The sequence below is a fragment of the Alteraurantiacibacter palmitatis genome (genome assembly GCF_037154115.1).
In the GTDB taxonomy this organism is placed as follows: Bacteria; Pseudomonadota; Alphaproteobacteria; order Sphingomonadales; family Sphingomonadaceae; genus Alteraurantiacibacter; species Alteraurantiacibacter palmitatis.
Genome location: NZ_JBANRO010000007.1, coordinates 1 through 23,467, shown reverse-complemented (window position 1 = coordinate 23,467; position 23,467 = coordinate 1). Strand labels below are relative to the sequence as shown.

27 protein-coding genes and 1 pseudogene are annotated in these 23,467 nt (G+C 65.0%); 10 read left to right on the top strand and 18 right to left on the bottom strand.

Annotation, left to right across the window (positions count from 1 at the left end; translation table 11 throughout):
- Position 1: 1 nt before the first annotated feature.
- The 9 genes from WFP44_RS09660 to WFP44_RS09620 all read right to left on the bottom strand — a co-directional run bounded on the left by WFP44_RS09660 (position 2) and on the right by WFP44_RS09620 (position 8,120).
- Positions 2 to 1,468, bottom strand: a complete 1,467-nt coding sequence (locus tag WFP44_RS09660; RefSeq protein ID WP_336926356.1) for a UDP-N-acetylmuramoyl-L-alanyl-D-glutamate--2,6-diaminopimelate ligase — start codon at positions 1,466 to 1,468, stop codon at positions 2 to 4.
- The gene (locus WFP44_RS09655; RefSeq protein ID WP_336926355.1) at positions 1,468 to 3,237 is read right to left on the bottom strand and encodes a peptidoglycan D,D-transpeptidase FtsI family protein; all 1,770 of its coding nucleotides are present in this window, start codon (positions 3,235 to 3,237) and stop codon (positions 1,468 to 1,470) included. Before WFP44_RS09655 ends, WFP44_RS09660 begins: the two co-directional genes overlap by 1 nt.
- Positions 3,237 to 3,794: a hypothetical protein gene (locus tag WFP44_RS09650; protein WP_336926354.1), complete on the bottom strand. Its 558-nt coding sequence runs from the start codon at positions 3,792 to 3,794 to the stop codon at positions 3,237 to 3,239. The genes WFP44_RS09655 and WFP44_RS09650 overlap by 1 nt, the downstream gene beginning before the upstream one ends.
- Positions 3,791 to 4,747 (bottom strand): 16S rRNA (cytosine(1402)-N(4))-methyltransferase RsmH, encoded by a 957-nt coding sequence (rsmH, locus tag WFP44_RS09645; protein WP_336926353.1) that lies wholly within the window; start codon positions 4,745 to 4,747, stop codon positions 3,791 to 3,793. Before rsmH ends, WFP44_RS09650 begins: the two co-directional genes overlap by 4 nt.
- Complete coding sequence (locus WFP44_RS09640; protein ID WP_336926352.1) at positions 4,744 to 5,172, bottom strand: division/cell wall cluster transcriptional repressor MraZ; 429 nt, start codon at positions 5,170 to 5,172, stop codon at positions 4,744 to 4,746. Before WFP44_RS09640 ends, rsmH begins: the two co-directional genes overlap by 4 nt.
- Before the next feature lie 289 nt (positions 5,173 to 5,461).
- Positions 5,462 to 6,319, bottom strand: coding sequence for a Gldg family protein (locus tag WFP44_RS09635; protein WP_336926351.1), 858 nt, complete (start codon positions 6,317 to 6,319; stop codon positions 5,462 to 5,464).
- Positions 6,303 to 6,707 (bottom strand): hypothetical protein, encoded by a 405-nt coding sequence (locus WFP44_RS09630; protein ID WP_336926350.1) that lies wholly within the window; start codon positions 6,705 to 6,707, stop codon positions 6,303 to 6,305. The genes WFP44_RS09635 and WFP44_RS09630 overlap by 17 nt, the downstream gene beginning before the upstream one ends.
- Before the next feature lie 24 nt (positions 6,708 to 6,731).
- The gene (locus WFP44_RS09625) at positions 6,732 to 7,739 is read right to left on the bottom strand and encodes a cysteine synthase A (protein ID WP_336926349.1); all 1,008 of its coding nucleotides are present in this window, start codon (positions 7,737 to 7,739) and stop codon (positions 6,732 to 6,734) included.
- Between the two features lie 63 nt (positions 7,740 to 7,802).
- A complete protein-coding gene (locus WFP44_RS09620) occupies positions 7,803 to 8,120 on the bottom strand; it encodes a 2Fe-2S iron-sulfur cluster-binding protein (protein WP_336926348.1) in 318 nt (105 codons plus the stop codon).
- Positions 8,121 to 8,219: 99 nt separating this feature from the next.
- On the opposite strand from WFP44_RS09620, the gene WFP44_RS09615 reads away from it, so the two are divergent.
- The gene (locus tag WFP44_RS09615) at positions 8,220 to 8,840 is read left to right on the top strand and encodes a DNA-3-methyladenine glycosylase family protein (RefSeq protein ID WP_336926347.1); all 621 of its coding nucleotides are present in this window, start codon (positions 8,220 to 8,222) and stop codon (positions 8,838 to 8,840) included.
- 706 nt (positions 8,841 to 9,546) lie between these two features.
- Here the strand turns inward: WFP44_RS09615 and WFP44_RS09610 are convergent.
- Positions 9,547 to 9,825, bottom strand: a pseudogene (locus WFP44_RS09610) (GIY-YIG nuclease family protein); the annotation flags it as partial.
- Between the two features lie 182 nt (positions 9,826 to 10,007).
- On the opposite strand from WFP44_RS09610, the gene WFP44_RS09605 reads away from it, so the two are divergent.
- Positions 10,008 to 11,966: a S9 family peptidase gene (locus tag WFP44_RS09605; protein ID WP_336926346.1), complete on the top strand. Its 1,959-nt coding sequence runs from the start codon at positions 10,008 to 10,010 to the stop codon at positions 11,964 to 11,966.
- Here WFP44_RS09605 and WFP44_RS09600 read toward each other — a convergent pair.
- The gene (locus WFP44_RS09600; protein ID WP_336926345.1) at positions 11,963 to 12,247 is read right to left on the bottom strand and encodes a 4a-hydroxytetrahydrobiopterin dehydratase; all 285 of its coding nucleotides are present in this window, start codon (positions 12,245 to 12,247) and stop codon (positions 11,963 to 11,965) included. The genes WFP44_RS09605 and WFP44_RS09600 overlap by 4 nt on opposite strands.
- A 56-nt stretch (positions 12,248 to 12,303) precedes the next feature.
- Here WFP44_RS09600 and ccmA point away from each other — a divergent pair, with 56 nt between their 5' ends.
- On the top strand, positions 12,304 to 12,879 hold the full coding sequence (ccmA, locus tag WFP44_RS09595) for a heme ABC exporter ATP-binding protein CcmA (RefSeq protein ID WP_336926344.1): 576 nt from the start codon (positions 12,304 to 12,306) through the stop codon (positions 12,877 to 12,879).
- Entirely contained in the window at positions 12,876 to 13,538 is a 663-nt protein-coding gene (locus tag WFP44_RS09590; protein WP_336926343.1) for a heme exporter protein CcmB, read from the top strand. Before ccmA ends, WFP44_RS09590 begins: the two co-directional genes overlap by 4 nt.
- Positions 13,539 to 13,548: 10 nt before the next feature.
- Here WFP44_RS09590 and WFP44_RS09585 read toward each other — a convergent pair whose 3' ends face one another.
- The 4 genes from WFP44_RS09585 to WFP44_RS09570 all read right to left on the bottom strand — a co-directional run bounded on the left by WFP44_RS09585 (position 13,549) and on the right by WFP44_RS09570 (position 16,068).
- Positions 13,549 to 13,911 carry a c-type cytochrome gene (locus WFP44_RS09585; protein ID WP_336926342.1) on the bottom strand — a complete coding sequence of 121 codons (363 nt, stop codon included), beginning with the start codon at positions 13,909 to 13,911 and terminating at the stop codon, positions 13,549 to 13,551.
- Entirely contained in the window at positions 13,908 to 14,348 is a 441-nt protein-coding gene (locus WFP44_RS09580; RefSeq protein ID WP_336926341.1) for a YybH family protein, read from the bottom strand. Before WFP44_RS09580 ends, WFP44_RS09585 begins: the two co-directional genes overlap by 4 nt.
- Before the next feature lie 65 nt (positions 14,349 to 14,413).
- Positions 14,414 to 15,238: a type I methionyl aminopeptidase gene (gene map, locus WFP44_RS09575; RefSeq protein WP_336926340.1), complete on the bottom strand. Its 825-nt coding sequence runs from the start codon at positions 15,236 to 15,238 to the stop codon at positions 14,414 to 14,416.
- Between the two features lie 17 nt (positions 15,239 to 15,255).
- Positions 15,256 to 16,068: a DUF4163 domain-containing protein gene (locus tag WFP44_RS09570; RefSeq protein WP_336926339.1), complete on the bottom strand. Its 813-nt coding sequence runs from the start codon at positions 16,066 to 16,068 to the stop codon at positions 15,256 to 15,258.
- A gap of 52 nt (positions 16,069 to 16,120) precedes the next feature.
- Here WFP44_RS09570 and WFP44_RS09565 point away from each other — a divergent pair, with 52 nt between their 5' ends.
- From WFP44_RS09565 to WFP44_RS09540, 6 genes are all read left to right on the top strand, one after another.
- Entirely contained in the window at positions 16,121 to 17,506 is a 1,386-nt protein-coding gene (locus WFP44_RS09565) for a leucyl aminopeptidase family protein (RefSeq protein ID WP_336926338.1), read from the top strand.
- Positions 17,507 to 17,599: 93 nt separating this feature from the next.
- A complete protein-coding gene (locus WFP44_RS09560; RefSeq protein WP_336926337.1) occupies positions 17,600 to 17,959 on the top strand; it encodes a hypothetical protein in 360 nt (119 codons plus the stop codon).
- Complete coding sequence (gene argC, locus WFP44_RS09555; protein WP_336926336.1) at positions 17,959 to 18,882, top strand: N-acetyl-gamma-glutamyl-phosphate reductase; 924 nt, start codon at positions 17,959 to 17,961, stop codon at positions 18,880 to 18,882. The genes WFP44_RS09560 and argC overlap by 1 nt, the downstream gene beginning before the upstream one ends.
- Positions 18,883 to 19,152: 270 nt before the next feature.
- Positions 19,153 to 19,491, top strand: coding sequence for a P-II family nitrogen regulator (locus tag WFP44_RS09550; protein WP_336926335.1), 339 nt, complete (start codon positions 19,153 to 19,155; stop codon positions 19,489 to 19,491).
- A gap of 94 nt (positions 19,492 to 19,585) precedes the next feature.
- On the top strand, positions 19,586 to 20,995 hold the full coding sequence (gene glnA, locus WFP44_RS09545; protein ID WP_336926334.1) for a type I glutamate--ammonia ligase: 1,410 nt from the start codon (positions 19,586 to 19,588) through the stop codon (positions 20,993 to 20,995).
- Between the two features lie 131 nt (positions 20,996 to 21,126).
- Positions 21,127 to 22,110, top strand: coding sequence for a calcium/sodium antiporter (locus WFP44_RS09540; protein WP_336926333.1), 984 nt, complete (start codon positions 21,127 to 21,129; stop codon positions 22,108 to 22,110).
- Here WFP44_RS09540 and WFP44_RS09535 read toward each other — a convergent pair.
- The 3 genes from WFP44_RS09535 to WFP44_RS09525 all read right to left on the bottom strand — a co-directional run.
- Positions 22,107 to 22,721 (bottom strand): hypothetical protein, encoded by a 615-nt coding sequence (locus WFP44_RS09535; protein WP_336926331.1) that lies wholly within the window; start codon positions 22,719 to 22,721, stop codon positions 22,107 to 22,109. The genes WFP44_RS09540 and WFP44_RS09535 overlap by 4 nt on opposite strands.
- A 32-nt stretch (positions 22,722 to 22,753) precedes the next feature.
- Positions 22,754 to 22,960 carry a helix-turn-helix transcriptional regulator gene (locus tag WFP44_RS09530; RefSeq protein WP_336926330.1) on the bottom strand — a complete coding sequence of 69 codons (207 nt, stop codon included), beginning with the start codon at positions 22,958 to 22,960 and terminating at the stop codon, positions 22,754 to 22,756.
- A gap of 168 nt (positions 22,961 to 23,128) precedes the next feature.
- On the bottom strand, positions 23,129 to 23,467 hold a 339-nt coding region (locus tag WFP44_RS09525; RefSeq protein WP_336926329.1), incomplete at its 5' end, for a hypothetical protein.

Genomic DNA, 23,467 nt, shown 5'->3' with positions numbered 1-23,467 from the left:
GTCAAGACGCTCCAGAAAGTTCAGCGGCGCATTCGCGCGCCACGGCCACATCATCGAAAGGCAGGATGCGGGCATGGGCACCCGATCCCACGATCTGTCCCTGTTCGTGCCCTTTGCCGGCTACCAGCACGATGTCGCCCGGCCGGGCCGCGGCGAGCGCGGCGGCAATGGCTGTCCGCCGGTCACCGATCTCGCGCGCGCCCGGCGCGCCTGCCAGAACGGCGGCGCGGATGGCAGCGGGGTCTTCGCCGCGCGGATTGTCGTCCGTCACGATCACCAGTTCGCTGCCCGCCGCAGCCGCCGCACCCATGGGGGCACGCTTTCCCGCATCGCGGTCTCCGCCGGCGCCCAGAACCGTGATGAGCCGTCCAGCCACATGGGGGCGCAGCGCCGCAATCGCCGCTGCCACCGCATCGGGCGTGTGCGCGTAATCGACATAGACGGGAACGCCATTGGGGCAGATCGCCGCGCGCTCCAGCCGCCCGCGCACCGGTTGCAGGCGCGACAGCGCATCGAACACCTGTGCCGCCTCGCAATCCGTGACCAGCGCCAGCCCCGCCGCGACCAGTGCGTTGGCGGCCTGATAGGCGCCGATCAGCGGCAGATTGACCCGGCGCTCCAAACCCTCATAGACGATGGCAAGTTCCTGCCCCAACTGGCTTGGCTTGCGTGATATCAGGCGCAAGGCCTCGCCCGCCTCGCCCACGGTGAACAGTGCCAGACCACGCGCCTGCGCGGCTGCATTGGCGCGGGCGGACCAGGCGTCATCCGCCCAGATCACCGCATGGCCGCCATCCTGCACCACTTCGGCAAACAGCCGCATCTTGGCGGCGAAATACTCCTCCATCGTGCCATGGTAATCGAGGTGATCGCGCGACAGATTGGTGAAGGCCCCCGCCATCACCGGCACGCCCTCGTTCCGGTATTGCGCAAGGCCATGGCTCGACGCCTCGTAAGCCAGATGCGTCACCCCTTCACGCGCAAGGCCCGACACATTGTGGAAGAAGGTGACGATATCGGGCGTGGTGAGGCCAGTGGAGATGCTGCCATCCTGCGTGGTGACGCCCAGCGTGCCGATCGAAGCGGCGGAATGGCCGCACATCCGCCAGATCTGCCGCAGCATCTCGACACAGGATGTCTTGCCATTGGTGCCGGTCACCGCGGCGACCACGGGGGGCACTGGCTGGAAGAAGGGCGCGGCAGCCTTCGCAAAGGCGCGGCGCGGATTTGGATCGGCCAGATGCAGCGCGCCTTCGACCTTCGCCTCTGGCCGGGCGACCACGGCGATCGCGCCTGCGGCAATGGCGGCGGGGATGAAATCCTCCCCGTTCACCGCCGCGCCCTGAAACGCGCCGAACACATTTCCGGGGGCAATCTTGCGGTGATCGATGGCAAATCCGGTGACGGCGGCGCTGCCTGCCTCTCCGGCATCCTGACCTAGCGCCGCAGCCAGCTGAGCCAGCCGCATCAATGCTCTCCGCCGCCCACCAGCGGGGCAAGGTCGGTGAGGTCGATATCGCGCGTTTCATCGGGCAGAACGCCCAATTGCGGGCCGATGCGCGGAATCAACCGGCCCACAATCGGCGCGGCGTTCCAGGCGGCGGTGCGCTGATAAGAGCTGGCAGCGGTGCCTTTCGGTTCATCCAGCATGATGATGACGACATAGCGCGGCCGGTCCATCGGAAACGCGGCGGCAAAGGTCGCCACCAGCGAGGAGCGGCGGTATCCGCCCGCGCCCGGCTTTTCGGCAGAGCCTGTCTTGCCGCCCACGCGGAAGCCGGGCGCATTCGCGTTGCGGCCGGTGCCATAGACCGAGATCATCCGCATCAGCTGGTTCATCCGGGCGCTGGTGCTGGATTTGAACACGCGGCGGCCGCGCGGGGCCATTCCCGGCTCCACCTTTTGCAGGGTGGCGGGGCGCCAGATGCCCCCATTCACCATCGCGGCGTAAGCGCTGGCGAGGTGCAGCGGCGTGACCGCGACACCGTGGCCAAAGCCCACCGTCATGCCGGTGATGCGCGGCCAATTGCCCTTGGGCCACAGCGGAAAACCGCGGCCCGGCAGTTCGATATAGGGCCGCTCGGCAAAGCCCAATTCCATCATGTAACGGCGCAGCACATCCGGCCCCAATTCGTCGGCAATCTGCGCGGTGACGATGTTGGAGGAATGGATCAGCGATTGCGGCGCGTTAAGATAGGATCCGATCGGGTGGCTGTCGCGGATCTGGTGGCCACCGATGCGCACCGGCTGGCTTGACTGATAGGGACGGGCCAGATTGGTGATGGAGCCCGCATCGATCGCGGCTGCCACGGTCAGCGGCTTGAAGGTGGAGCCAAGCTCGTACACCTGGTTGGTCACGCGGTTGAAGGCGGCAGGCATCACCCCCTGTGCGGCCAGATCGGGCGACACGGTCAGATCGCTGGGCTTGACCGAATTGGGATCGAATTCGGGAAAGGAGGCCATGGCGAGCACTTCGCCGCTGTCCACATCCAGCACGATCCCCGCCGCACCAAGCGCTTCCACGGCCAGCATACCGCGTGACAGTTCATCCTCCAGCGCGCCCTGCACGCGCACATCGATCGACAATGCGACCGGACGCGACCGCTGCGCCGGATCGGTCAGGCGTGCGTTGAGCACCTCCTCCATCCCGACATGGCCCTGCCCATCCTGCACAAAGCCCAGCACATGGGCGGCGAGCGAGCCTTGCGGGTAATAGCGATCGGTCTCGCGCGGGAGTTCAAGCGCCAGTTCGCCCAGCGCCATCACCTTGTTCGCATCTTCGGGCAACACGCGGCGGCGGATATAGCTTCCGCGCTTGCTGCGCAGCTTGGCAGCAATTTCGGCCGGGTCGAGATCGGGGAAGATGGCGGCCAGATCGCGCGCCACGTCCTCTACCGGGCGCACCAGCGGCGATCCGCCATCATCCATCGCGCGCGGGTTGAACCACAGCGCATAAGCGGGGAAAGCGCGCGCCAGCGGCACGCCATTGCGATCGGTCAACTCGCCACGCGGCGGCAGCAATGCTTCGGCCATGCTGATTTCCGAAGGCGCAGGCTGCACCGTCCCCAGCCACGTGATCCGCGCCATGGCGGCGCTGGCGATGAGCAGAAATCCGGCCGCGATCATCAGCACGCGTAGGCGCGCTGTGAGCAGCGATTTGCGCCGGTAATCCACCAGCCGCACACGTCCGCCCGCAAAGCACCGGGATTGCGCGGCAAAGCTGGGCTGCGATGCCATCAGGGCCGCCCTCCACCAAGGGCGATGCGCACCACCGCGCCAGTGGCGGAACGGCTGCTCAGCGGCACGCGCACCGGCTCGCCACCCGCACCGGAAGCGGCCGACAGGATCACCCTGCCCCCGTCATCCTCGGCAGCCGGATCGATCAACGCCACATCCACCGGCTTTCCGGTGATGGGGGAAACAAGCTGCGGAAAAGGTTCGGCCTCTTCATCCGCGTTGAACCCGGCCAGGCGGATCGGCTCGGGCAGGTCACTGCCGCGCGCGGAAGCAAATTGCGCCAGCTGCCGCTCGCCATCGATGAACTGGTCGGACCTGGGTGCGCTGTAGCCGAAATCCACCCGGTTCCACGCGGCCAGTTGCACCTGGCTGGAGCGGGTGAGAAACTCGGTCTCGCGCAGCTGGTTGCCCTGCTCCAGCATCACGATCCGCCGCTCGGCCTTCTTCACCTCGCTTGCCACCGACCAGACCTGAAAATGCAGCACGCCGTACAGCGCGGTGCACACCGCCATCAAGGCGAACCATCCGATGCGGCGAAGGCGGGCTTGCGGGGTCATGCGGCCTGTCCTTTGGGCAAGAGAGCGGGGGCGGAGGTGCGCGTGGCGCTGCGCAAGGTGGCGGAACGCGCGCGCGGATTGCGGGCGATTTCGGCCTCGGAGGGGCGAATGGCCTTCGACACACGGATAAAGCGCGCGGGCGCGGCGGGCGCCTGCACCGGCATATGGCGCGACCCGCCCGCCCTGGCATTGGCGGCATCGCGCAGGAACTGCTTCACGATCCGGTCTTCCAGGCTGTGAAAGCTGACGACGGCCAGCCGCCCGCCTTCGCGCAGCAGCGATTCCGCCGCGGAAAGCCCCTGCGCCAGCTCGTCCAGCTCGCCGTTCACATGGATGCGGATCGCCTGAAAGCTGCGCGTGGCAGGATCCTTCGGCGCACCGGGGCGATAGCCGAGCGCGCGGCGCACCACTTGGGCCAACTGCGTGGTGGTGGACAGCGGGCGAGCCGCCACGATGGCGCGGGCCACGCGGCGTGACTGGCGCTCCTCGCCATAAAGATACAGCACATCGGCAATTTCGCCTTCGTCCGCGCTGTTCAGGAAATCGGCGGCATCGGGATGGCCGCGATCCATCCGCATCGACAGCGGGCCTTCCTGGCTGAAGGCAAAGCCGCGCTCCGCCTGGTCAAGCTGCATCGAGGAGACGCCGATATCCATCGCCACGCAATCCACGCGGGAAATTCCCGCCTCCGCCATCGCACCAACCATTTCGGAAAAGCGGCGCGGATGCAGCACCAGCCGGGGCGGGTCCTCGCGCGTTTCGGGCCAGTTTGCGCCGGCGGCAATCGCATCGGGATCGCGGTCGAACGCATGGACGGTGGCGCCGGCATCGAGGAAGGCGCGGGTATAGCCGCCGGCACCAAAGGTAGCGTCGATCACCACATCGCCCGGCTGAATGGCGAGCGCGGCCACCACTTCATCGAGCAGGACAGGGATGTGGGCAGCAGCCGTCACTTGCCCTTCCCCTTGGCGTTGGCCATTTCCGCGCGGCAGCGCGCCTGCGGCCCGGCAAAGACCGGATCGGTTTGCGCCAGCAGCGTTTCGGGGTTCCAGATGGTGATGTAATCGCCAGCACCCTGGAAATAGAGCGCATTGCCAATGCCGCCCAATTGGCCGGACACGGCGGGCAGGACAAAACGGCCGCTGGAATCGAAGGGCGCTTCCTCGAAATCCCACAGGTTCATCATATAGGCGGCGCGATCAAACTCCTGCCCCAGATCGGTGCGGCGCTTCTCTTCCCGGTCGAGGATGCGGGCAAAATCCTCCTCCCGCTCCTTGCCGAAGCCGGTGAGGCAGGGCCATTTTTCGTGGACGCCGATGCACAGCACGCGCTGCCCGGAACGTTCGGCAATGGTGTTGCGCAGCTTGGGGGGCAGCACGAAGCGATCCTTTTCGCCGCGAAGCGAAAAGCCCTGTCCTCCGTATCCTGCAAACCCCTGTACCAAGCCCCGTCCCCCACTGGCGGGTGTTGCGCCATCCCGGAAAATACAGGTTCCCCGCTTCGTGCCGCGCGGGTGCGCGGCCCGTCCATCCGTCCGTCAGGAATCAGGATGCAACGCGGGTGGCCTGTCCGATTGAGACGGTTGTAACGCGGGCAGATGCGGTATGGAAGGGGAAATTGCGGGATTTTTGGGGATTGGCCCGCAAATCTTCGGAATCCTGTGGCTTCTAGGGCGGCCCCGTGCCGCTTCGGGCATCAGGGGCCATGCCGGAAAGGCCCGGATTTCCGTCGATTTCCCGCGCCGCCAGAGCCGGAATCACGCCGCTTCCCGCAATTTCCCCAGTCTCTCCCGCAAGCAGGGCGGAAAGCGCGCCCAGCGCGTCCTCGGCAGCGGGCCACGGCCCTTCGATATCGAGCAGGGCCGCATCCGCCACGATCAGCGCCTCGCCCGCGCCCAGACGGCATTGCGCGATCACGGCTTGGGCCAGCAGGCGGCACGGCGATTCCTGCGAAAGCAGGGCAAATTGGCCCGCCAGCTTCACCGGCACCGCCGCCCCCCACAGATCGACTGCGCGCAAGGCATCGTCCTGTTCCTCGTCAAATCGCAGGGCGAGCCCCCAATGGGTCAGGATGGGGGACAGCAGCGCGACATCCTGCGGGCGACGCCGATCGCCCAGATTGAAGCGCGATTCCCCCGTCATCATCGGGTCGGCAAACAGCAGCAGTCGCCCGCCGGCGCGCACCCAGGCGTCGAGCGCCACATTTTCCTGCGCCGAAAAGGCACGTGGCTGCGCCAGCAGCAACAGACTGTGCCCGGCCAGCGCCTCTGCCGAGAGATAGGATACCGGCTCCAGAGTGAAGCGGCGTTCCAGCACGGGCCTTGCCCAGTGCCCCTCCTGCGCGCCGGAAAGCAGATCGGTCAGGCCCTCGGCCTCGCCCCAATAGATCGGAACTGTGCCCATCAGCGCCAGCACGGGGCGCGGTTCGGCCATATCCTGTGCGGCATCCTGCGCCAGAACCGGGCTGACCAGCCCGGCCAGCAGCACCCCGCCCGCGGCGAGCGCGGCCTTAATTGCCCGGCGCATTGGGCGATGCCGGCGAAGAAGGAGCGACAGCCGCCGGATCGGTGCCCATCGAGGTTGCCGCGCCATTCGGTTCGGCAGACGACCCGGCAGGCAATTCGGGAACCACCCCCGCATTGGCCAGCGGATCGCGCGGGCGCGGCACGTCCTCGTTCTGCACGGGCGGCAGTTCTTCGGGCAGCGCGGCACGGTTCTGCTCCACGCTGGCAATGATGATATTGGCAAGGCCCACCATCAGCAGCACGGCGGACAGGCCGAACAAGCCGAATTGCAGCCGCTGGATGCGCTGACGGCGGGTGCCGCCGAGCGGTTGCGCCAAGCCGGTTTCCCCGGCAGCGCCTGCCGACGAATCCGCGCCGCCGCGCAGGATCTGGTGGGGGTCGAATGCCATTGCGGGCATTCTAACGCAGGCAGATTAACCTAGCCAGTCGAAAACCGGCAGCTTCTTGGAACGCAGCCAGTCGGCATTGTAGAGGCTGGAGAGATAGCGGAAACCGGTATCGCACAGGATCGTCGCCACACGCGGATTTTCGCGCCCTTCGGCCACCAATTGCCGGCCCAGTTCCACCGCGCCCGCGACATTGATCCCGCTCGACAGGCCAAGGCACAGCCCTTCTTCGCGCAGCAGGCGGGCAACCCATTGCAGCCCCTCCTCGTCCGAGATGCGGAACTGCGTATCGATCGGCGCGCCTTCGAGATTGGCGGTGATGCGGCCCTGCCCGATCCCTTCGGCCACCGAAGTGCCTTCGGCCTTCAACTCGCCATGCGCGTAGTAATTGAACAGCGCCGCGCCGTGCGGATCGGTCAGGGCAATGCGGATATTTTCGTCAAACGCCTTCAGCCCCATGCCGGTGCCTGCCAGCGTGCCGCCCGTGCCCACCGCACAGGTGAAGCCATCAATGCGCCCGCCCAACTGTTCCCAGATTTCGGGCGCGGTGGCGTCAATATGCGCGCGGCGGTTGGCGACATTGTCGAACTGGTTGGCCCAGACCGCGCCCGGCGTTTCCTCTGCCAGACGGCGGCTGGTGTGAACGAAGTGGTTGGGATCGGCAAACTTGGTCGGCGGCACCAGCACCAGTTCGGCCCCCAGCGCGCGCAGCGTGTCCATCTTTTCCTTGGACTGGTTGTCGGGCATGACGATGATCGTCTTGTAACCCAGCGCATTGGCGACCAGCGCAATGCCGATGCCGGTATTGCCCGCCGTGCCTTCCACCACCGTGCCGCCGGGCGTGAGTTCGCCGCGCGCCTCGGCATCGCGGATGATCCACAGCGCCGCGCGATCCTTCACCGATGCGCCGGGATTGGCGAATTCGCACTTGCCCCAGATTTCGCAGCCCGCAGCCTTGCTGGGGCCTTCGAGCAGCACGATCGGCGTGTTGCCGATCAGGTCGAGCGTTTTGGTGCGGGCAGCGGCAGTGGTCATGGCAAGCGGGTTAAGCCCAATGGCGGCGACGCGCAACGGCAGTTGCGCTTGGCCGGGATGAACTCAATCTTCGGGCGCAATCGTCACGCGCAAGCCATCCAGCTCCGCCGTGAAGGGGATCTGGCACGACAGGCGGCTGGTCGCCACGCGGAAGTCACTGGAATCGAGCAAATCGTTCTCGTCCTCGCTCATCGGCGGCAGCAGTTCCGCAAAGGCGGGGTCGACCTGCACATGGCAGGTGGCGCAGGAACAGCACCCGCCGCACAGCGCCAGCAATTCGTCAAACCCGTTGTCGCGGATGGCTTCCATCACGGTCAGGCCATCGCCCGCATCCACGGCGCGTTCTTCCCCGGCACGGTTGACGACGATCAGCTTGGGCATGGGCACCTATCCTGTGGCTTTGCGTTTTTGCAGTGATGTGAGATGCGCAGCTAGGCAATCGCGCCGCGTTTCGCAAGCAGGGCCAAAGGAGGAAGCACAATGGGCCTCAGCGCCGAACAGATCCGCAACAGCCTCGATTGGGTTGCCGCGCGCGAACCGGCGATTGCGCGCGCAGTGGAGGCGGCAGGCTACCCCGCCCCGCGCCTGCGCCCGCGCGGCTGGCATACCTTGCTGCGCACCATTGTGGGCCAGCAGGTATCGGTTGCGGCGGCCAATTCGATGTGGGCGAAGCTGGAGGCGGAACTGGGCACCAATATGCGCGCCGCCGATCTGCTGGCGCGCGATTTCGACAGCTTACGCGCCTGCGGCCTGTCGCGGCAGAAGCAGGCCTATGCCCGCAGTTTGTGCGAACTGGTGGAAGGCGGCCTCGATTTCAGCAACCTGCCTGATGATGACGAGGAAGCGATTGCGCAGCTGACGCGCATCAAGGGCGTGGGCCGCTGGTCCGCCGAAATTTATCTGCTGTTTGCCGAAGGGCGGCCCGACATCTGGCCCGCGGGCGATCTGGCGGTGATGGCGGCGCTGGGCGGGATATTGGGGCTGGATGAGCGGCCAGACGAAAAGGCCACCCGCCTGCTCGCCGAAAACTGGCGCCCGCACCGGGGCGCGGTGGCGATCTTTACCTGGCACTGGTATGCGCAAAGCCGCGCGCCGGTGTGAAGGGGTGTCTGCAAGCGGCATTTGCGGTGCAAAAGTTGCCGGTCAGTTTACGACTCCGTTGCGGACCTGAGGCTGCTCAGGCAGTTAGCCGCAAATGGAAGCATCAAATGCCTTCGAAGGACTGGCTGCAAGCCTAATAGGGCAGCCGATTAGTTACATCTGGCGGGGCTATGGATCAGCGGTCTTCATTGAGTTTGGATACCTGTCACCGAGGGCTAATCGGGACGGCTCTCCGGGACATCCTGAAGGTCAAATCTCGCTTGGCGTCGAATGGAGTTGGCGGGTTGAAGACGACTCCAGCATCCTTTGCGGCAGCTGGAGCGAGGAGGAGTTGTGGGAGCCAACCTTCGCTCTACTTCGCAACGCGCGGGTCGCAGGCTTGAAGCTGTTCGGCAGGTTGCACGAGGTGGAACTATTGACGGACCGAGGAGTCCGCTTTCTATCGTTCTCGACCACCGACGGTCAGCCGCAGTGGGACTTAGTGGACCGCCGGGATGACTTGCCCCGCTGGTTCTCGGTTCGGCACGGTCGCTTACACCTTGGAGACGGCACGGAACCCGCGCTCTGACGCAAGGTCGCCTATCCACCCACATCCAGTCAGAACCGGAGCCATCGCCCGATCCCGAAACCCGCCTTTCCCGCTCCGTAACCCCGGGCTTAATCCGGGCTTTGGCTTATTCTGATCCGCCGGGAGTGCGAACCATTGTTCCCAAAGATCGTCCCAAGCGGGATTGTTCGCCTCGATCAGCGCAAACTTCCATTCGCGGCGCCATTTCTTGACCAGTTTCTCGCGGGCGATGGCCTGTTCGATTTCCTCGTGGTGCTCGACATAAACAAGCCGGGTCTTGCCAAAATCAGCGACATGGCGCGAACCCATGCCCTCGCGGTGCTGATGCACGCGGGCGAGCGCATCCGAAGTTACCCCGACATACATCCCGCCGCGGTAGCGGTTCGCCATGATGTAAACCCAGCCACCCTTTTCCATGCGGCAACTATCGCCTCAACGGCCTAGAAAGAAAAGCCAAGCCCCGTGTCAAGCACGGGGCGACGACAGGTTGAGAGCCGGCATTAACCCCACAATCCCTCGCTTTCACACCGCGCGCCCTTCCCTTGGCGGCCGTCGCTCCCTACCTGCCACGGCGTAACGCCTTATCTGCCGGAGCCATCATGACCGCCACCAATGCCGCCGAACGCGTCGCCGCAATTCCCCTGATCCCGCGCGATGTGCTGTTCGGCAATCCGGAACGCGCGGGCGGTCAGATCAGCCCGGATGGCCAGTGGCTGAGCTGGATGGCGCCGTGGGAAGGCGTGATGAATGTCTTCATGGCCCCCTTCACCGATCCCGCCTCCGCCCGCCGGATGACCAGCGCCAAGGATCGCCCGATCCCGCAATATTTCTGGTCGCCCGATTCCACCGCCATCCTGTATGTGCAGGACAAGGCGGGGGACGAGAATTACCTGCTCTACAAGGTCGATGTCGCCACGGCTGAGGAGACTTGCCTCACCCCTTTCGAGAATACGCGCGTGCAGATTGTCGGCGCGTCCGAGACGATCCGCGACCGGATTCTGGTGGGCCTCAACAACCGCGATCCGCAATGGCACGATGTCTGGTCATTGAACCTGACGACCGGCGCGCTGGAACTGGTGCTGGAGAACAACGCCTGGGCAGGCTTTGAAACCGATGACACCCTGACCCTGCGCTGGGCGATGCGGCAGAACGAAAGCGGCGGCACCGATCTGCACGAGATTACCGATGGCGTGATTGCCGAAGCCCCGCGTGAAGTCATCCCGATGGACGATGCGCTGACCACGCATATGGCGGGTTACACCACCGATGGCAGCGTGCTTTACTGGCTCGACAGCCGGGGCCGCGACACCGCCGCCTTGTTAGAGGAAGATACCGCCACCGGCGCCCGCACGCTGCTGGCCGAAGACCCGCGGGCCGATATTGGCGGCACGCTGCGCCATGCAAAGACGGGCGTGGTGCAGGCCTTCAGCGTCACCTATCTGCGCACCGAATGGCATTGCATCGACGAAGGCATCGGTTCGGCCTTCGACTGGCTGCGTGCGCAGCTGGATGGCGATTTCGGCGTGCTGTCGCGCAGCGATGATGATCTGAAATGGCTGGTGTGGAATGATCCGCTGACCGCGCCTGTGCGCTGTTACCTGTATGACCGGGCGAAGGATTCGCTGCGCCTGTTCTATGTCACCAAGCCCGCGCTGGAAGGCGCGCCCTTGCAGCCGATGCACCCGGTTGAGATTACCGCGCGCGACGGGCTGGTGCTGCCCTCCTATCTCACTCTGCCGCCGGCCAGCGATGCGGATGGCGACGGTGTGCCCGATGCGCCCGTGCCGCTGGTGCTGCTGGTGCATGGCGGGCCGTGGGCGCGCGATGCCTATGGGTTCAACCGCACGCATCAATGGCTTGCAAACCGGGGTTACGGCGTGCTGTCGGTCAATTTCCGCGGCTCCACCGGCTTTGGCAAAGGCTTCATCAATGCGGGCAACCGGCAATGGTCGAAGACCATGCACGATGATCTGGTGGATGCAGTGGAATGGGCGGTTTCGCGCGGCATTGCCGATGCGGGCAAGGTGGCGATCATGGGCGGCAGCTATGGCGGCTATGCCACGCTGGTGGGCCTCACCTACACCCCCGAACTGTTCGCCTGCGGGGTGGATATTGTGGGACCGTCGAATCTGGAGACGCTGCTGGAGACGATCCCGCCTTACTGGGCGCCGCTGGTGAAGCAGTTTCACGAGCGGATGGGCGACCCGACCACGCCGGAAGGGCTGCAACTGCTGAAGGACTGCTCCCCCATCCACCGCGCGGACAGGATCGTGCGCCCGCTGCTGATCGGGCAAGGCGCCAACGATCCGCGCGTGAAGCAGAGCGAGAGCGACCAGATCGTCGCCGCGATGCAGCGGCATGGCATCCCGGTGACCTATGTGCTGTTCCCCGATGAAGGGCACGGCTTTGCCCGGCCGGAAAATTCCATCGCGTTCAACGCGGTGGTCGAAGGGTTTCTGGCGACCAATCTGGGTGGGCGGTGCGAGCCGATGGCGGAAGAGCTTGCCGCCTCCACCGCGCAGATCCCGGCGGGGCGCGAGTTTATCGCGGGGCTTTAGGCCAGCCGGTCTATCGCCGTGGCCAGCCGTATGTCGCGCTGGGTGAGGCCATTGGCGTCATGCGTGGTCAGCGTGATATCGACCCTGTTGTAGACATTCGCCCATTCCGGGTGGTGATCCTGCTTTTCCGCCAGCAGCGCCACCTGCGCCATGAAGCCGAAGGCGGCGCGGAAATCGGCAAAGGCAAAACTGCGCGAAATCGCCTTGCCATCATCGCGCAGTGTCCAGCCGGGCAGCGCGGCAAGTGCGGCGGCGCGTTCGTCTGCGGTCAGCGGGTTCACAGGCGCTCCTTCAGCTTGCTTGTCGAGCGGGGGAGCTTGCCCTAACGCTGCCGCCAATGGAAGCCTGCCGCATCACCGCCACCAACCTTGCCTGCCGCCGGGGGGACCGCGTGCTGTTTGCGGGCCTGTCGCTGGAAATGGCGGCTGGGGAGGCCTGCCATGTGGCGGGGCCGAACGGGCTTGGCAAATCCAGCCTCATCCGGCTGCTGGCAGGCCTTGCGCGGCCCTTTGCCGGCAGCGTGGAACGGGTGGGCATGGCGGGCCTGCTGGATGAGCGGCCCGCTCTGGACGAACACCAGCCGCTCGGTGCCTCTCTTGCCTTCTGGGGCCGGCTGGACCCCGCTTCTGTCCCTTTGGAGAAACTCGGCCTTGCCGACCTTCTCGATGTACCGGTGCGGTACCTCTCCACGGGCCAGAGGAAGCGCGCCGCGCTGGCCCGGCTGATCGGGCAGGCGGCACCGATCTGGCTTCTCGACGAACCGCTGAACGGGCTGGATGCGCGGGGCGTGGAACTGGTGCAGGCGCTGGTGGCGCAGCATTGCGAAAGCGGCGGAATTGCGCTGATCGCCAGCCATCAGCCTTTCGCCATACCGGGCCTTACCCGGCTGGAATTGCAGGAATATGTGCCATGAGATTGCTGGCCGCCCTGTTCTGGCGCGATCTGGCGCGGCTGTTGCCGGGGATGCGCGGCGGAGGCACGCTGCTGCCGCTGCTGTTCTTCCTGGCGGTGGCAATGCTTTACCCCTTTGCCGTAGGGCCGAACCCCACCTTGCTGGCGCGCACAGGCGGCGGGGTGATCTGGGTCGCCGCGCTGCTGGCGGCGATCCTGCCGCTTGACCGGCTGCTGGCCCCCGATCTGGAACAGGGCTTTTTCGACCAGTGGGCCTTGCGCGGCATAGCGGAAGAAGTCGTGGTCGCGGTGCGGCTGGTGGCGCACTGGCTCAGCTTCGGGCCGTTCATCATGCTCGCCGCCCTGCCCGCCTCCGCGCTGGTGGGGATTGACGGGGAGACCTTGCGCACGGTGGAACTTGGGCTGCTGGCGGGCACGCCGGGGCTTGCCGCGATCGGCATCATCATCGCCGCTGTCACGACAAGCCTGCGCGGCGGCGGGGCGGCGCTGGCGGGCCTGCTTGTGATTCCGCTCGCCGTGCCGCTGCTGGTGTTTGGCGCGGGAAGCCTCTCCACCGGCGGCCAAGGCGGCCTTGCGCTCACCGCGGCGATCAGCCTGCTGCTGGTGGCGATTGCCCCCTTTGCCGGCGGGGCTGCCATCCGCGCCGCGCGCGAAGGCTAAACGCCGAGCCTCAAAGGCTGGGCGGGCGGTAATCGCTGCGTCGCAGGGTGAGCATATAATCCACCAGATCGTCCACCTGCGGAGGGTCGAGCGTGAAATCCATCTCTTCGGGATAATTGTGCGCATCCACCAGCCAGCTGCGCAAGGTGGCGCGCGTCAGCCCTTGCGCATTGACGATGCGCGGCCATTCGGGCGCTTCGGCCACGGGGGAAATCGCATCGGCTTCCACCGCATGACATCCCCCGCAGGCCGCCTGCGCAAAGGCCAGCACCTCGTGATGCGGAGGCGGTGCCGGTTCCTGCGCGGCAGGCAGCGGCTGGCACGCCGCCAACCCGGAAGAAACCGCACCGAGCAAGGCAATTCCTCGCCTCATTGGCTGCGATCCACCCACACATCGCGGTCGAGCATCCAGCCATCCTCGCCCAGCACCCAGATATGTGCAAAGCGCCCCCCACCCAGCGGGACGCCGGTATTGCGGTCAAGCACCTGGTAATTGCCATGCACCAGCATCATTTCGGCATCGACGACCGAATCGGTGACATTGAGCACGGTGATGGGGTGCGCCCGCTGCACGTCTGCGGCCCAGTAATCGCCAATGGCGGCCTGGCCGATGATGCGCCCCTCGCAGTGGATATACAGTTCGGCATTGTCGGAATAGAGGCGGGCAAGCGCCGGAATATCCATCGAATTATAGGCTGCCGTCCAGCGGTTGGCGAGTTCCTGCACCGATGTATCGCCCTGCGCCGATGCGGCGGCAGGCAGAGTGTTGGCAGCAAGCACAAGGGCCGCGGCGGCAAGGCGAAGTTTCATGGCATTTCTCCCGATTGATCCAGCATCCGGTCTAGAGTGCCGCCGCGCCATTGCCTTGACCTCTATCAATAAGGCGGCTTGTGCAGGCCCTTGGGGCTGAGGGTGAAAATCTCGCAGCCATCCTCGGTAATGCCGATCGAATGTTCAAACTGCGCGCTCAAGGATTTGTCGCGCGTTACCGCCGTCCACCCGTCGCTCAGCATCTTGACCGGTGCGCGGCCCAGATTGATCATCGGTTCGATCGTGAGGAACATACCGGCGCGCAATTCCGGCCCGGTGCCGGGGCGCCCGGCGTGCACCACTTCGGGCGCATCGTGGAACAGGCGACCGAGGCCGTGGCCGCAAAACTCGCGCACCACGCCGTAGCGGTGGCTTTCAGCATGGGCCTGAATCGCCGCACCGATATCACCCAGCCGCACCCCGGGGCGTGCCATGTTGACGCCGATCATAAGGCATTCATACGTCACATCGACCAGCCGCCGCGCCTTCAGCGGAACATCGCCCACCAGATACATCCGGCTGGTATCGCCATGCCAGCCATCGAGCAACGGGGTGACATCGACATTCACGATGTCGCCATCCTTCAGCACTTTCGGGCCGGGTATTCCGTGGCACACGACATGGTTGATCGAGGTGCAGCACGAATGGGTAAAGCCGCGATAGCCCAGCGTTGCAGGCACCGCGCCGCCATCCAGCATCAGGCCGCGCACCTTGTCGTCAATTGCCTGCGTGGTCACGCCGGGGACGATAAAGGTGGTAAGTTCATCAAGGATTTCCGCCGCCAGCCTGCCGGCACGGCGCATCCCTGCAAAGCCTTCCGGCCCGTGCAGCTTGATGGTGCCGTCGCGGTAGACGGACATATCGGCGGTTACGTGCTGATATTCGACCATGGGCAGGGATGTAGCGCCTATGCGCCCGAATTGCGAGAGGGGGCAAAGGCGCTGCGATATTCCTCCTTCACCGCCGCGATCACGCGGGCATCGACCGGCACGGTGAATTCATAGGTGCCTTCGGCATAAGGCCCGGCCACATATGGCCCCATCATCACGCCCAGCCGGTTGAAGGCGCGGCCATTGCTGGAACCGAGCAGCAGGGTCGTGTCAGCCAGTTTCACGCAGTCGTCGAACTGCCCGCCCATCGCCTCGCCGCCGCGCCGCGCGCTGCGTTCGCGCTGCAACATCTCGCACAGGCGCGTGCCGATCGCGTCGTCCAGCGCCTCTGTCGAGGTGAAAAAATCTTCCGGCTTCAGCGCCTTGCCCGCTTCCCGGTCCCACACCAGCGCATCGAACCCGGCATTGCCGTGCGCGCCGCCGGTATAGGAACTGATCTGCGCCGAGAGGCTGAGGAAGCGCGGCGTATCGGTCACCACCGCCCAGGTGATGCCGGTGGAATATTTGTTGAAGGGAAAGCCGTTGTCGCGCGCCGCCGCGCGCCCTTCCGCCGCCTCGCGCGCCAGACCGGCGCGCACACGGGTCAGCCGGGCGTCGAGCAACAGGGCGAGCGCCGGGATATTCCCGGCTTCGGCGGGATAGGCGTATTCGAACAGGAAATCGTCCGTCTCCTCCGCCACGCTGCGCGCGCCGCTGGGTTCGGGCGTAGCGGTCGCGGTCGCGGTCGCGGTAGCCGAAACGGTGGGCGTCGGCTCCGGCGGTGGAGGAGGCGATTCCCGGCACGATGCCAACAAGGCTGCCGCAACCATCCCCGCACAAACCCTCATCATTCTCTTCTCGATTGCCTTTTCAAACCGCCCCGGCCGGGGCACAAGCGGCCTTATGAGCGACAATGATGATCTGATCCAGCCGGATCGTGGGCAGGATGCCGCCGCGATCCACCTTGTCACCAAGGAAAGCCTGCCCGAATTCGCGCGCAGCCTCAGCGGGCCGCAGCGCGCTTTGCTGGCGGGGCAGAAGTTCACCGGTGCCGCGGGACAGGTGGCCGTGGTGCCCGATGGCGAGGGCTGGTTCGTGGTGGCGGGCGTGGCCGATCCGCAGGCGCTGAACAGCTGGTGCCTTGCCAAATGCGCTGAAGCCCTGCCGGGCGGCACCTACCGGCTCGCCAATGCGCAAGCCGGGCCAGCCATGTTCGGCTGGCAGAGCGCGCAATACCGCTTCACCCGCTACCGCGCGGCCCCGGCGGATGCACCCGGCCCGCGCATCCTGCTGACCGGCGAGGTCGGGAAGATTCCGACGATCACCGCTGAAGTGCGCGCCTGCGCGCTGGTGGCCGACATGGTCAACACGCCGGCAGAGGACATGGGCCCCGAAGCGCTGGAGGCCGAGGGCCGCCGCATTGCCGAGGCGCATGGCGCAGGCTTTGCCGTGGTGCGCGGCGATGCGCTGGAAACCGGCTTTCCCATGGTGCACGCGGTGGGCCGCGCCGCCGCGCGCGAGCACGCACCCCGCCTGATCGAGCTGAACTGGGGCGAGGACAGCCATCCACGCATCGCCATTGTGGGCAAGGGCGTGTCCTTCGATACGGGCGGGCTGGATATCAAGCCTGCATCCGGAATGCTGCTGATGAAAAAGGACATGGGGGGCGCGGCGCACGCGCTGGCGCTGGCCGATTTGGTGATGCAGACGGGCCTCAAGGTGCGGCTGCAATGCCTCGTGCCGGCGGTGGAGAACGCGATTTCGGGCAATGCCTTCCGCCCCGGCGATGTGCTGAAAAGCCGCAAGGGCCTCACTGTGGAAATCGGCAATACCGATGCCGAAGGCCGCCTGATCCTGGGAGACGCGCTGACTTATGCCAGCGAGGGATCGCCCGAACTGATCCTCGATTTCGCCACGCTGACCGGCGCGGCGCGCGTAGCGGTCGGGCCCGATCTGCCCGCCCTGTTTACACGGGCCGACACCACGGCAGAGGAATTGCTGGCCGCTGGCCGCGCGCAGGACGATCCGTGCTGGCGCCTGCCGCTTCATGCGCCCTATGCCGAATATCTCGCCTCCGACATTGCCGATCTGAACAACACGCACAGCAACGGCTTTGCCGGGGCCAGCGTCGCCGCCAGCTTCCTCGACCGGTTTGTGGGGGATGGCATTGATTGGGCGCATTTCGATACCTTTGCCTGGCGCCCCGCGGCGCGGCCCGGCCGTCCGAAAGGCGGTGCGGCGCTGGGCCTTCGCGCCAGCTTCCATATGCTGAAAGGACGATACGGTTAACGCCATGCGCGCCGGCCGCCCCACGCAAACTTGCCCTTGGCCGCGCCCGCGTCTAAGCGCCAGCCGAGCAATCTTGCAGGTAATTTGGCACACGTGACCAGCAGTTCATCCTCATCCCTTCCCGCCACGCATCCGCAGGGCCCCTTTGTGCTGGCTGGCCCGGTAACAAAGCCCGATGAAACGCGCGTGCCGATCCGCGGCGATCTGGCGCATATTGGCCTGGCGGGGAGCTATTTCGTGCCGCATTACGCCGTGCCCCAGCCGCGCAGCGTGATGCCCGGCGGCGCATCGCTGATGGCCGCGCCAAGGGCGGATGCGCCGGTACTGGCCGAACTGGCGGAAGGCGACAGCTTCGAACTGCTCGACATTACCGGGCAATGGGCGTGGGGCTGCCTCTCTCTGGATGGCCCGGCGGGCTATATCCATATCGACCGGCTGGAGCCGGTATCCTGATGGCGCTGCGGGTGTTTATTGACGGGGCAGCGGGCACAACCGGCCTCGAAATTGCCGAGCGGCTGGAAGGCCGGGCCGAATTCGATCTGCTGATTCTCGATGATGCCAGCCGCAAATCGGCCGAGGCGCGGCGCGACGCCCTGCACGCGGCCGATTTCGCCATCCTGTGCCTGCACGACGACGCGGCGCGCGAAGCGGTGGAACTGGCGCAGGGCAGCGCAGTGCGGATCATCGATGCCTCCACCGCGCACCGCGTGGCGCGTGGCTGGACCTATGGCTTTCCTGAGGTGGTAGGCTGTGATGCGGTTGCGCAGGCTGACCGGGTGAGCAATCCGGGCTGCTATTCCACCGGTTTTATCGCCTTGCTCGCCCCGTTGGTGCGCGCAGGGCTGCTGCCTGCCGACTGGCCCTACACCTGCAACGCGGTCTCCGGCTTTTCGGGCGGCGGCAAGGCGCTGATCGAGCGGTATGCCGCCGATCCCGACATTGCCTGGCGCGGCTATGCGCTGGCGCTGGGGCACAAGCACGTGCCCGAAATGCAGGCGCAATGCGGCCTTGCCCTCCCGCCGCTGTTCACCCCCGCGGTGATCCCCGCGCATCGCGGCATGGTGGTGGAAATCCCTCTGCCGCTCATGGCGATGCCGGGGGCCGCTTCCCCGGCAGAATTGCGTGCAGCGCTGCAAGCCTTCTATGCCGGCAGCCCGGTTGTGCGCGTGCGCGAGGACACACCCGACGAATTGCTGCTGCGCGCATCGATGGGGCCGAGCGACCGGCTGGATGTGTTCGTGCTGGGCAATGCCGATGGCACGCAGGCGCGGCTGATCGCCATGCTGGACAATCTGGGCAAGGGCGCCAGCGGTGCGGCGGTGCAGTCGCTCAATCTGATGAGCGGCTGCGCACAAACCGCCGGGCTGGTTCTGTAGCGCCCGACCCTGCTCAATATTTAGGCAAAGCGTTGCTGAAATTTTGGGCAATATTTGATCATTTGCAGGCCATTTTCTTTCTGTGGCCGTGCGGAAATCGTTCCATTCTTGCGAATACGCCTTCCTGTTTCGCCCGCGATTGTCTAATCGACATCAGAAAGCTGGCACGATTCTTGAAGGATCGTAAACGCCGGGGCGCGGTCTCGCGCGCACCATTTGGCAGGCAGATGATACCGGGCCACCGGCCCCGACATTGAGTTGGACAAAAGCGTGAAGAAGATCGAAGCCATCATCAAGCCGTTCAAGCTGGACGAGGTGAAGGAAGCGCTGCACGATGTGGGCGTATCCGGCATCACCGTGACCGAAGCAAAAGGCTTTGGCCGCCAGAAAGGCCACACCGAACTGTATCGCGGCGCCGAATATGTGGTGGATTTCCTGCCCAAGGTTAAGCTGGAAGTGGTGGTTGCCGATGGCCAGGCGCAGGCCGTGGTCGATGCCATTGCCGGGGCGGCGCATACCGGCCGGATAGGCGATGGGAAGATCTTCGTATCCGAAATCCAGTCCGCCCTGCGCATCCGCACGGGCGAGCAGGACGATGCCGCTATCTGAGCCTTTGCTCTGAATACCTTTGCCGAGCCGGGTCGCACCTTGCTCGCAATGCCCATGACACGAATGATCCTGTGATCTGAAGGAAGGAAACGACATGTCGAGTGCATCCAAAATCGTGAAGCGTATCAAGGAAGAAGAGATCGAATGGGTCGACCTGCGCTTCACCGATCCCAAGGGCAAGTGGCAGCATCTGACCATCTGCGCCGGTGCGATTGACGAAGACAATCTGGAAGAAGGCCTGATGTTCGACGGTTCGTCGATCGAAGGCTGGAAGGCAATCAACGAGAGCGACATGATCCTCAAGCCGGATCTGGATGCCGCCTGGATCGATCCGTTCAGCGCCACCCCGATGCTGGTGCTCAACTGCGACATTGTGGAACCTTCGACCGGCGAACTCTACAGCCGCGATCCGCGTTCCACCGCCAAGCGCGCCGAAGCCTATCTCAAGACCACCGGCATCGGTGACACCGTGTTCGTCGGCCCGGAACCCGAATTCTTCATGTTCGACGATGTCCGCTTCGAAGATGGCTATGCCGGTTCGGGCTTCGCCATCGACGATATCGAACTGCCGACCAACACCGGCAAGGAATATGAAGGCGGCAATCTGGGCCACCGTCCGCGCGCCAAGGGCGGCTATTTCCCCGTCGCGCCGGTTGACCATTGCGTCGACATCCGCGCCGAAATGGTCTCGACCATGCTCGAAATGGGCCTGCCGATGGACAAGCACCACCACGAAGTGGCGAGCGCGCAGCACGAACTGGGCATCACCTTCGACACGCTGGTGAAGACCGCCGACAACGTGCAGATCTACAAGTATGTCGTGCAGCAGGTCGCCAATGCCTATGGCAAGACCGCGACCTTCATGCCCAAGCCGATCCGCATGGACAACGGCAGCGGGATGCACACCCATATGTCGATCTGGAAGGACGGCAAGCCGACATTCGCGGGCAATGGCTATGCCGGCCTTTCGGAAACCTGCCTGTTCTACATCGGCGGCGTCATCAAGCACGCCAAGGCGATCAACGCCTTCACCAACCCGACCACCAACAGCTACAAGCGCCTGGTGCCGGGCTTTGAAGCGCCCGTGCTGCTGGCCTATTCGGCCCGCAACCGCTCGGCCTCGTGCCGCATCCCCTACGGTTCGGGCGAGAAGGCCAAGCGCGTCGAGTTCCGTTTCCCCGATCCGCTGGCCAATCCCTATCTCGCCTTTTCCGCGCTGCTGATGGCAGGCATCGACGGGATCGAGAACAAGATCCATCCGGGCGATGCGATGGACAAGAACCTGTATGATCTGCCGCCGGAAGAACTGGCCACCGTGCCGACCGTGTGCGGTTCCCTGCGTGAAGCGCTCAACGCGCTGGAAGCCGATCACGACTTCCTGCTGAAGGGCGATGTGTTCACCAAGGACCAGATCGAAGCCTATATCGAACTCAAGTGGGCCGATGTGTATCGCTGGGAACAGACCCCCAGCCCGGTCGAATTCGATATGTATTACAGCTCGTAAGCCACGCTTGCGATCACACGAAAAGGGAGGCGGCCGGAGCGATCCGGACGCCTCTTTTTTTGCCGTCTGACACCTGCTAGGCGTCGCGCGAACACCGCGCCTGCCCCTCTGCCTGAAAGCACACAGCCTCGATGGTTTTGACCTCGCTCCTGCTTGTCGCCGGTCTTGTCCTGCTTGTGCTGGGGGGCGAATTCCTTGTGCGCGGCGCGGTGCGGATCGCGGCACATATCGGCATATCGCCGATGCTGGTGGGGCTGACGGTGGTGGGCATGGGCACCTCCACCCCCGAACTGGCCGCCAGCGTGCAGGCCAGCTTTGCGGGTTCACCCGGCATTGCGCTGGGCAATATTGCCGGCTCCAATATCGCCAACCTGCTTCTGATCCTCGGGTCATCTGCCCTGATTGCGCCGATGCTGGTGCCGCGCAGCGCGCTCTGGCGCGATGGCGGCGTGGGCGTGGCGGCGACCATCGCGCTGATCCTGTGCGGGCATACGCTGGGGTTGAGCCGCGTGGCCGGGCTGGCGCTGCTGACCTGTCTCGTCGGCTACATCGTCTTTGCCTACCGCCAGGAACGACTGGGCCGCGACCATAGCGCCGCCTATGACCGGGCCACCGCCGTGGTTGAAGCCGACCCCGCGCTGACACCGCAGCAACCCGATGGGGAAACCCTGTGGAAGCCGATCGCGCTGGTGCTGATCGGGCTGGTGCTGATTGTCAGCGGCGGCAACCTGCTGGTCACATCGGCGATCACCATTGCGGCCGAACTGGGCGTGAGCGACGAGGTGATCGGGCTGACCGTTGTGGCGATCGGGACTTCGCTGCCCGAACTGGCGACATCGGTGATCGCCGCGCTGAAGAAGGAAGGCGAGATTGCGCTGGGCAATGTGCTCGGCTCCAACATCTTCAACGTGCTGTTCATTGGCGGGGTGACCGGCACGATTGCACCAACCGTGGTTCCGCCATCGATACTGGCAGTCGATCTGTGGGTGGTGCTGGGCGCGTCTCTGGCGGTCATGCTTTTCGCACTGACCGGGGGGCGGCTCAACCGGCTGGAAGGCGCGGCCCTGGTGGCGCTTTACGGCACCTATACCCTGTTCACCGTGGGCGCGTTCTAGATCCGGTCTTCCAGCATCCCGCGCCGCGCCGTGGCAATCACGCTGGCAACAAGCGATGCGGCAAGGATCAGGCTGATCCAGTCAAGCGGGGCCAGCGCGGCGGCCAGTTGCAGATGCGCGGCAAGCGACCAGGCAAGGCCCGGCACCAGCACCAGATAGAACGCCACCACGGTCGCCTCGGCCGATACGCGCCGCCACAATTCATCCATCAGCGCCCAGCTGCGCCATGTCATCCAGCCGGCCGCTGCGCCGGTGAGCAGGCACAGGGCAAACGCGGCTTCTGCGGTCAGCAGCCCCAGCGGATGCGCGGCAATCAAGGTCATCAGAAACACCGCGATCAGCAGGCAGCCGATACCGCTGTGCAGCGTGATCGCGCGCTCATCCTCCCATGCCTCGTGATCGGCAAACATCCTCAGGGCGATGCCTGCGCGGGGGACAAGGCATCCGACCAACACCAGAATGCCGGGCACCGCATACATCGTCGCCACGAGCAGGGCGATCAGGCCGGAGGCGTCGAGGCCGGGATCCTCCGCCGGCCAGAAGCGGCCCACGGCGTAACCCACCAAGCCGCCAGCCGCGCCCCACAGCGCCAGCTTCGCCCACCAGGCCATATCCTTTCGCGCGGATCGAGATTGATCGGCATTCATTGTTCCGGCTCCCATGGATCGATGAACAGATCGGGCACCGCGACGCCGAACAGCTTGGCCATGCGCAATGTCAGCGGCAGGCTGGGATCGTATTTATCGGTTTCCACCGCATTGATCGTCTGCCGCGATACACCCAGCAGCCGGGCCAGTTCGCCCTGACTCCACCCGCGAGCCTCGCGATGATCCCTGATGCGGTTTTCCAACGCCGACTCGCTCCCGTTACCTGACAAGAGTTCTGGACATTATATACTTGACATAGGACATACCAGATGCAGAACGAAAGCCGACAGGCCGATGCTGATATCCTTATCACGCCCGAGATGATTGAGGCGGGGGTGTATGCCTACATTGACTTCGAAGAAGGTGATGGTTCAACGGCCAGCGAGATCGTCATCGCGATTTTCCGCGCCATGTTTTCGAAGCGCGCGCGCTAGGATTTCCATCTGTATCGCCCACACTTCCGAGCCAAGCTCATGAATTTCGGTTGCGAGTTGCGAAATCTCCATCGCGGTCATTCGTTTCTCGCGGCGGTCACCTGCCCATCGCACCATGGTTAGCGTCGTTTCGACGCCTTCCGCATCCTTATGGGCACCATGAACAACCTGGTTGCGCCGTTCGGCTACTCCCTCTCTAAGAGCCTGATTCATAATTATCGGTCGTGATTTCATAGCCTTGCGATGCGGCGGGTGAAGAGTTGGATTGAGGCGATG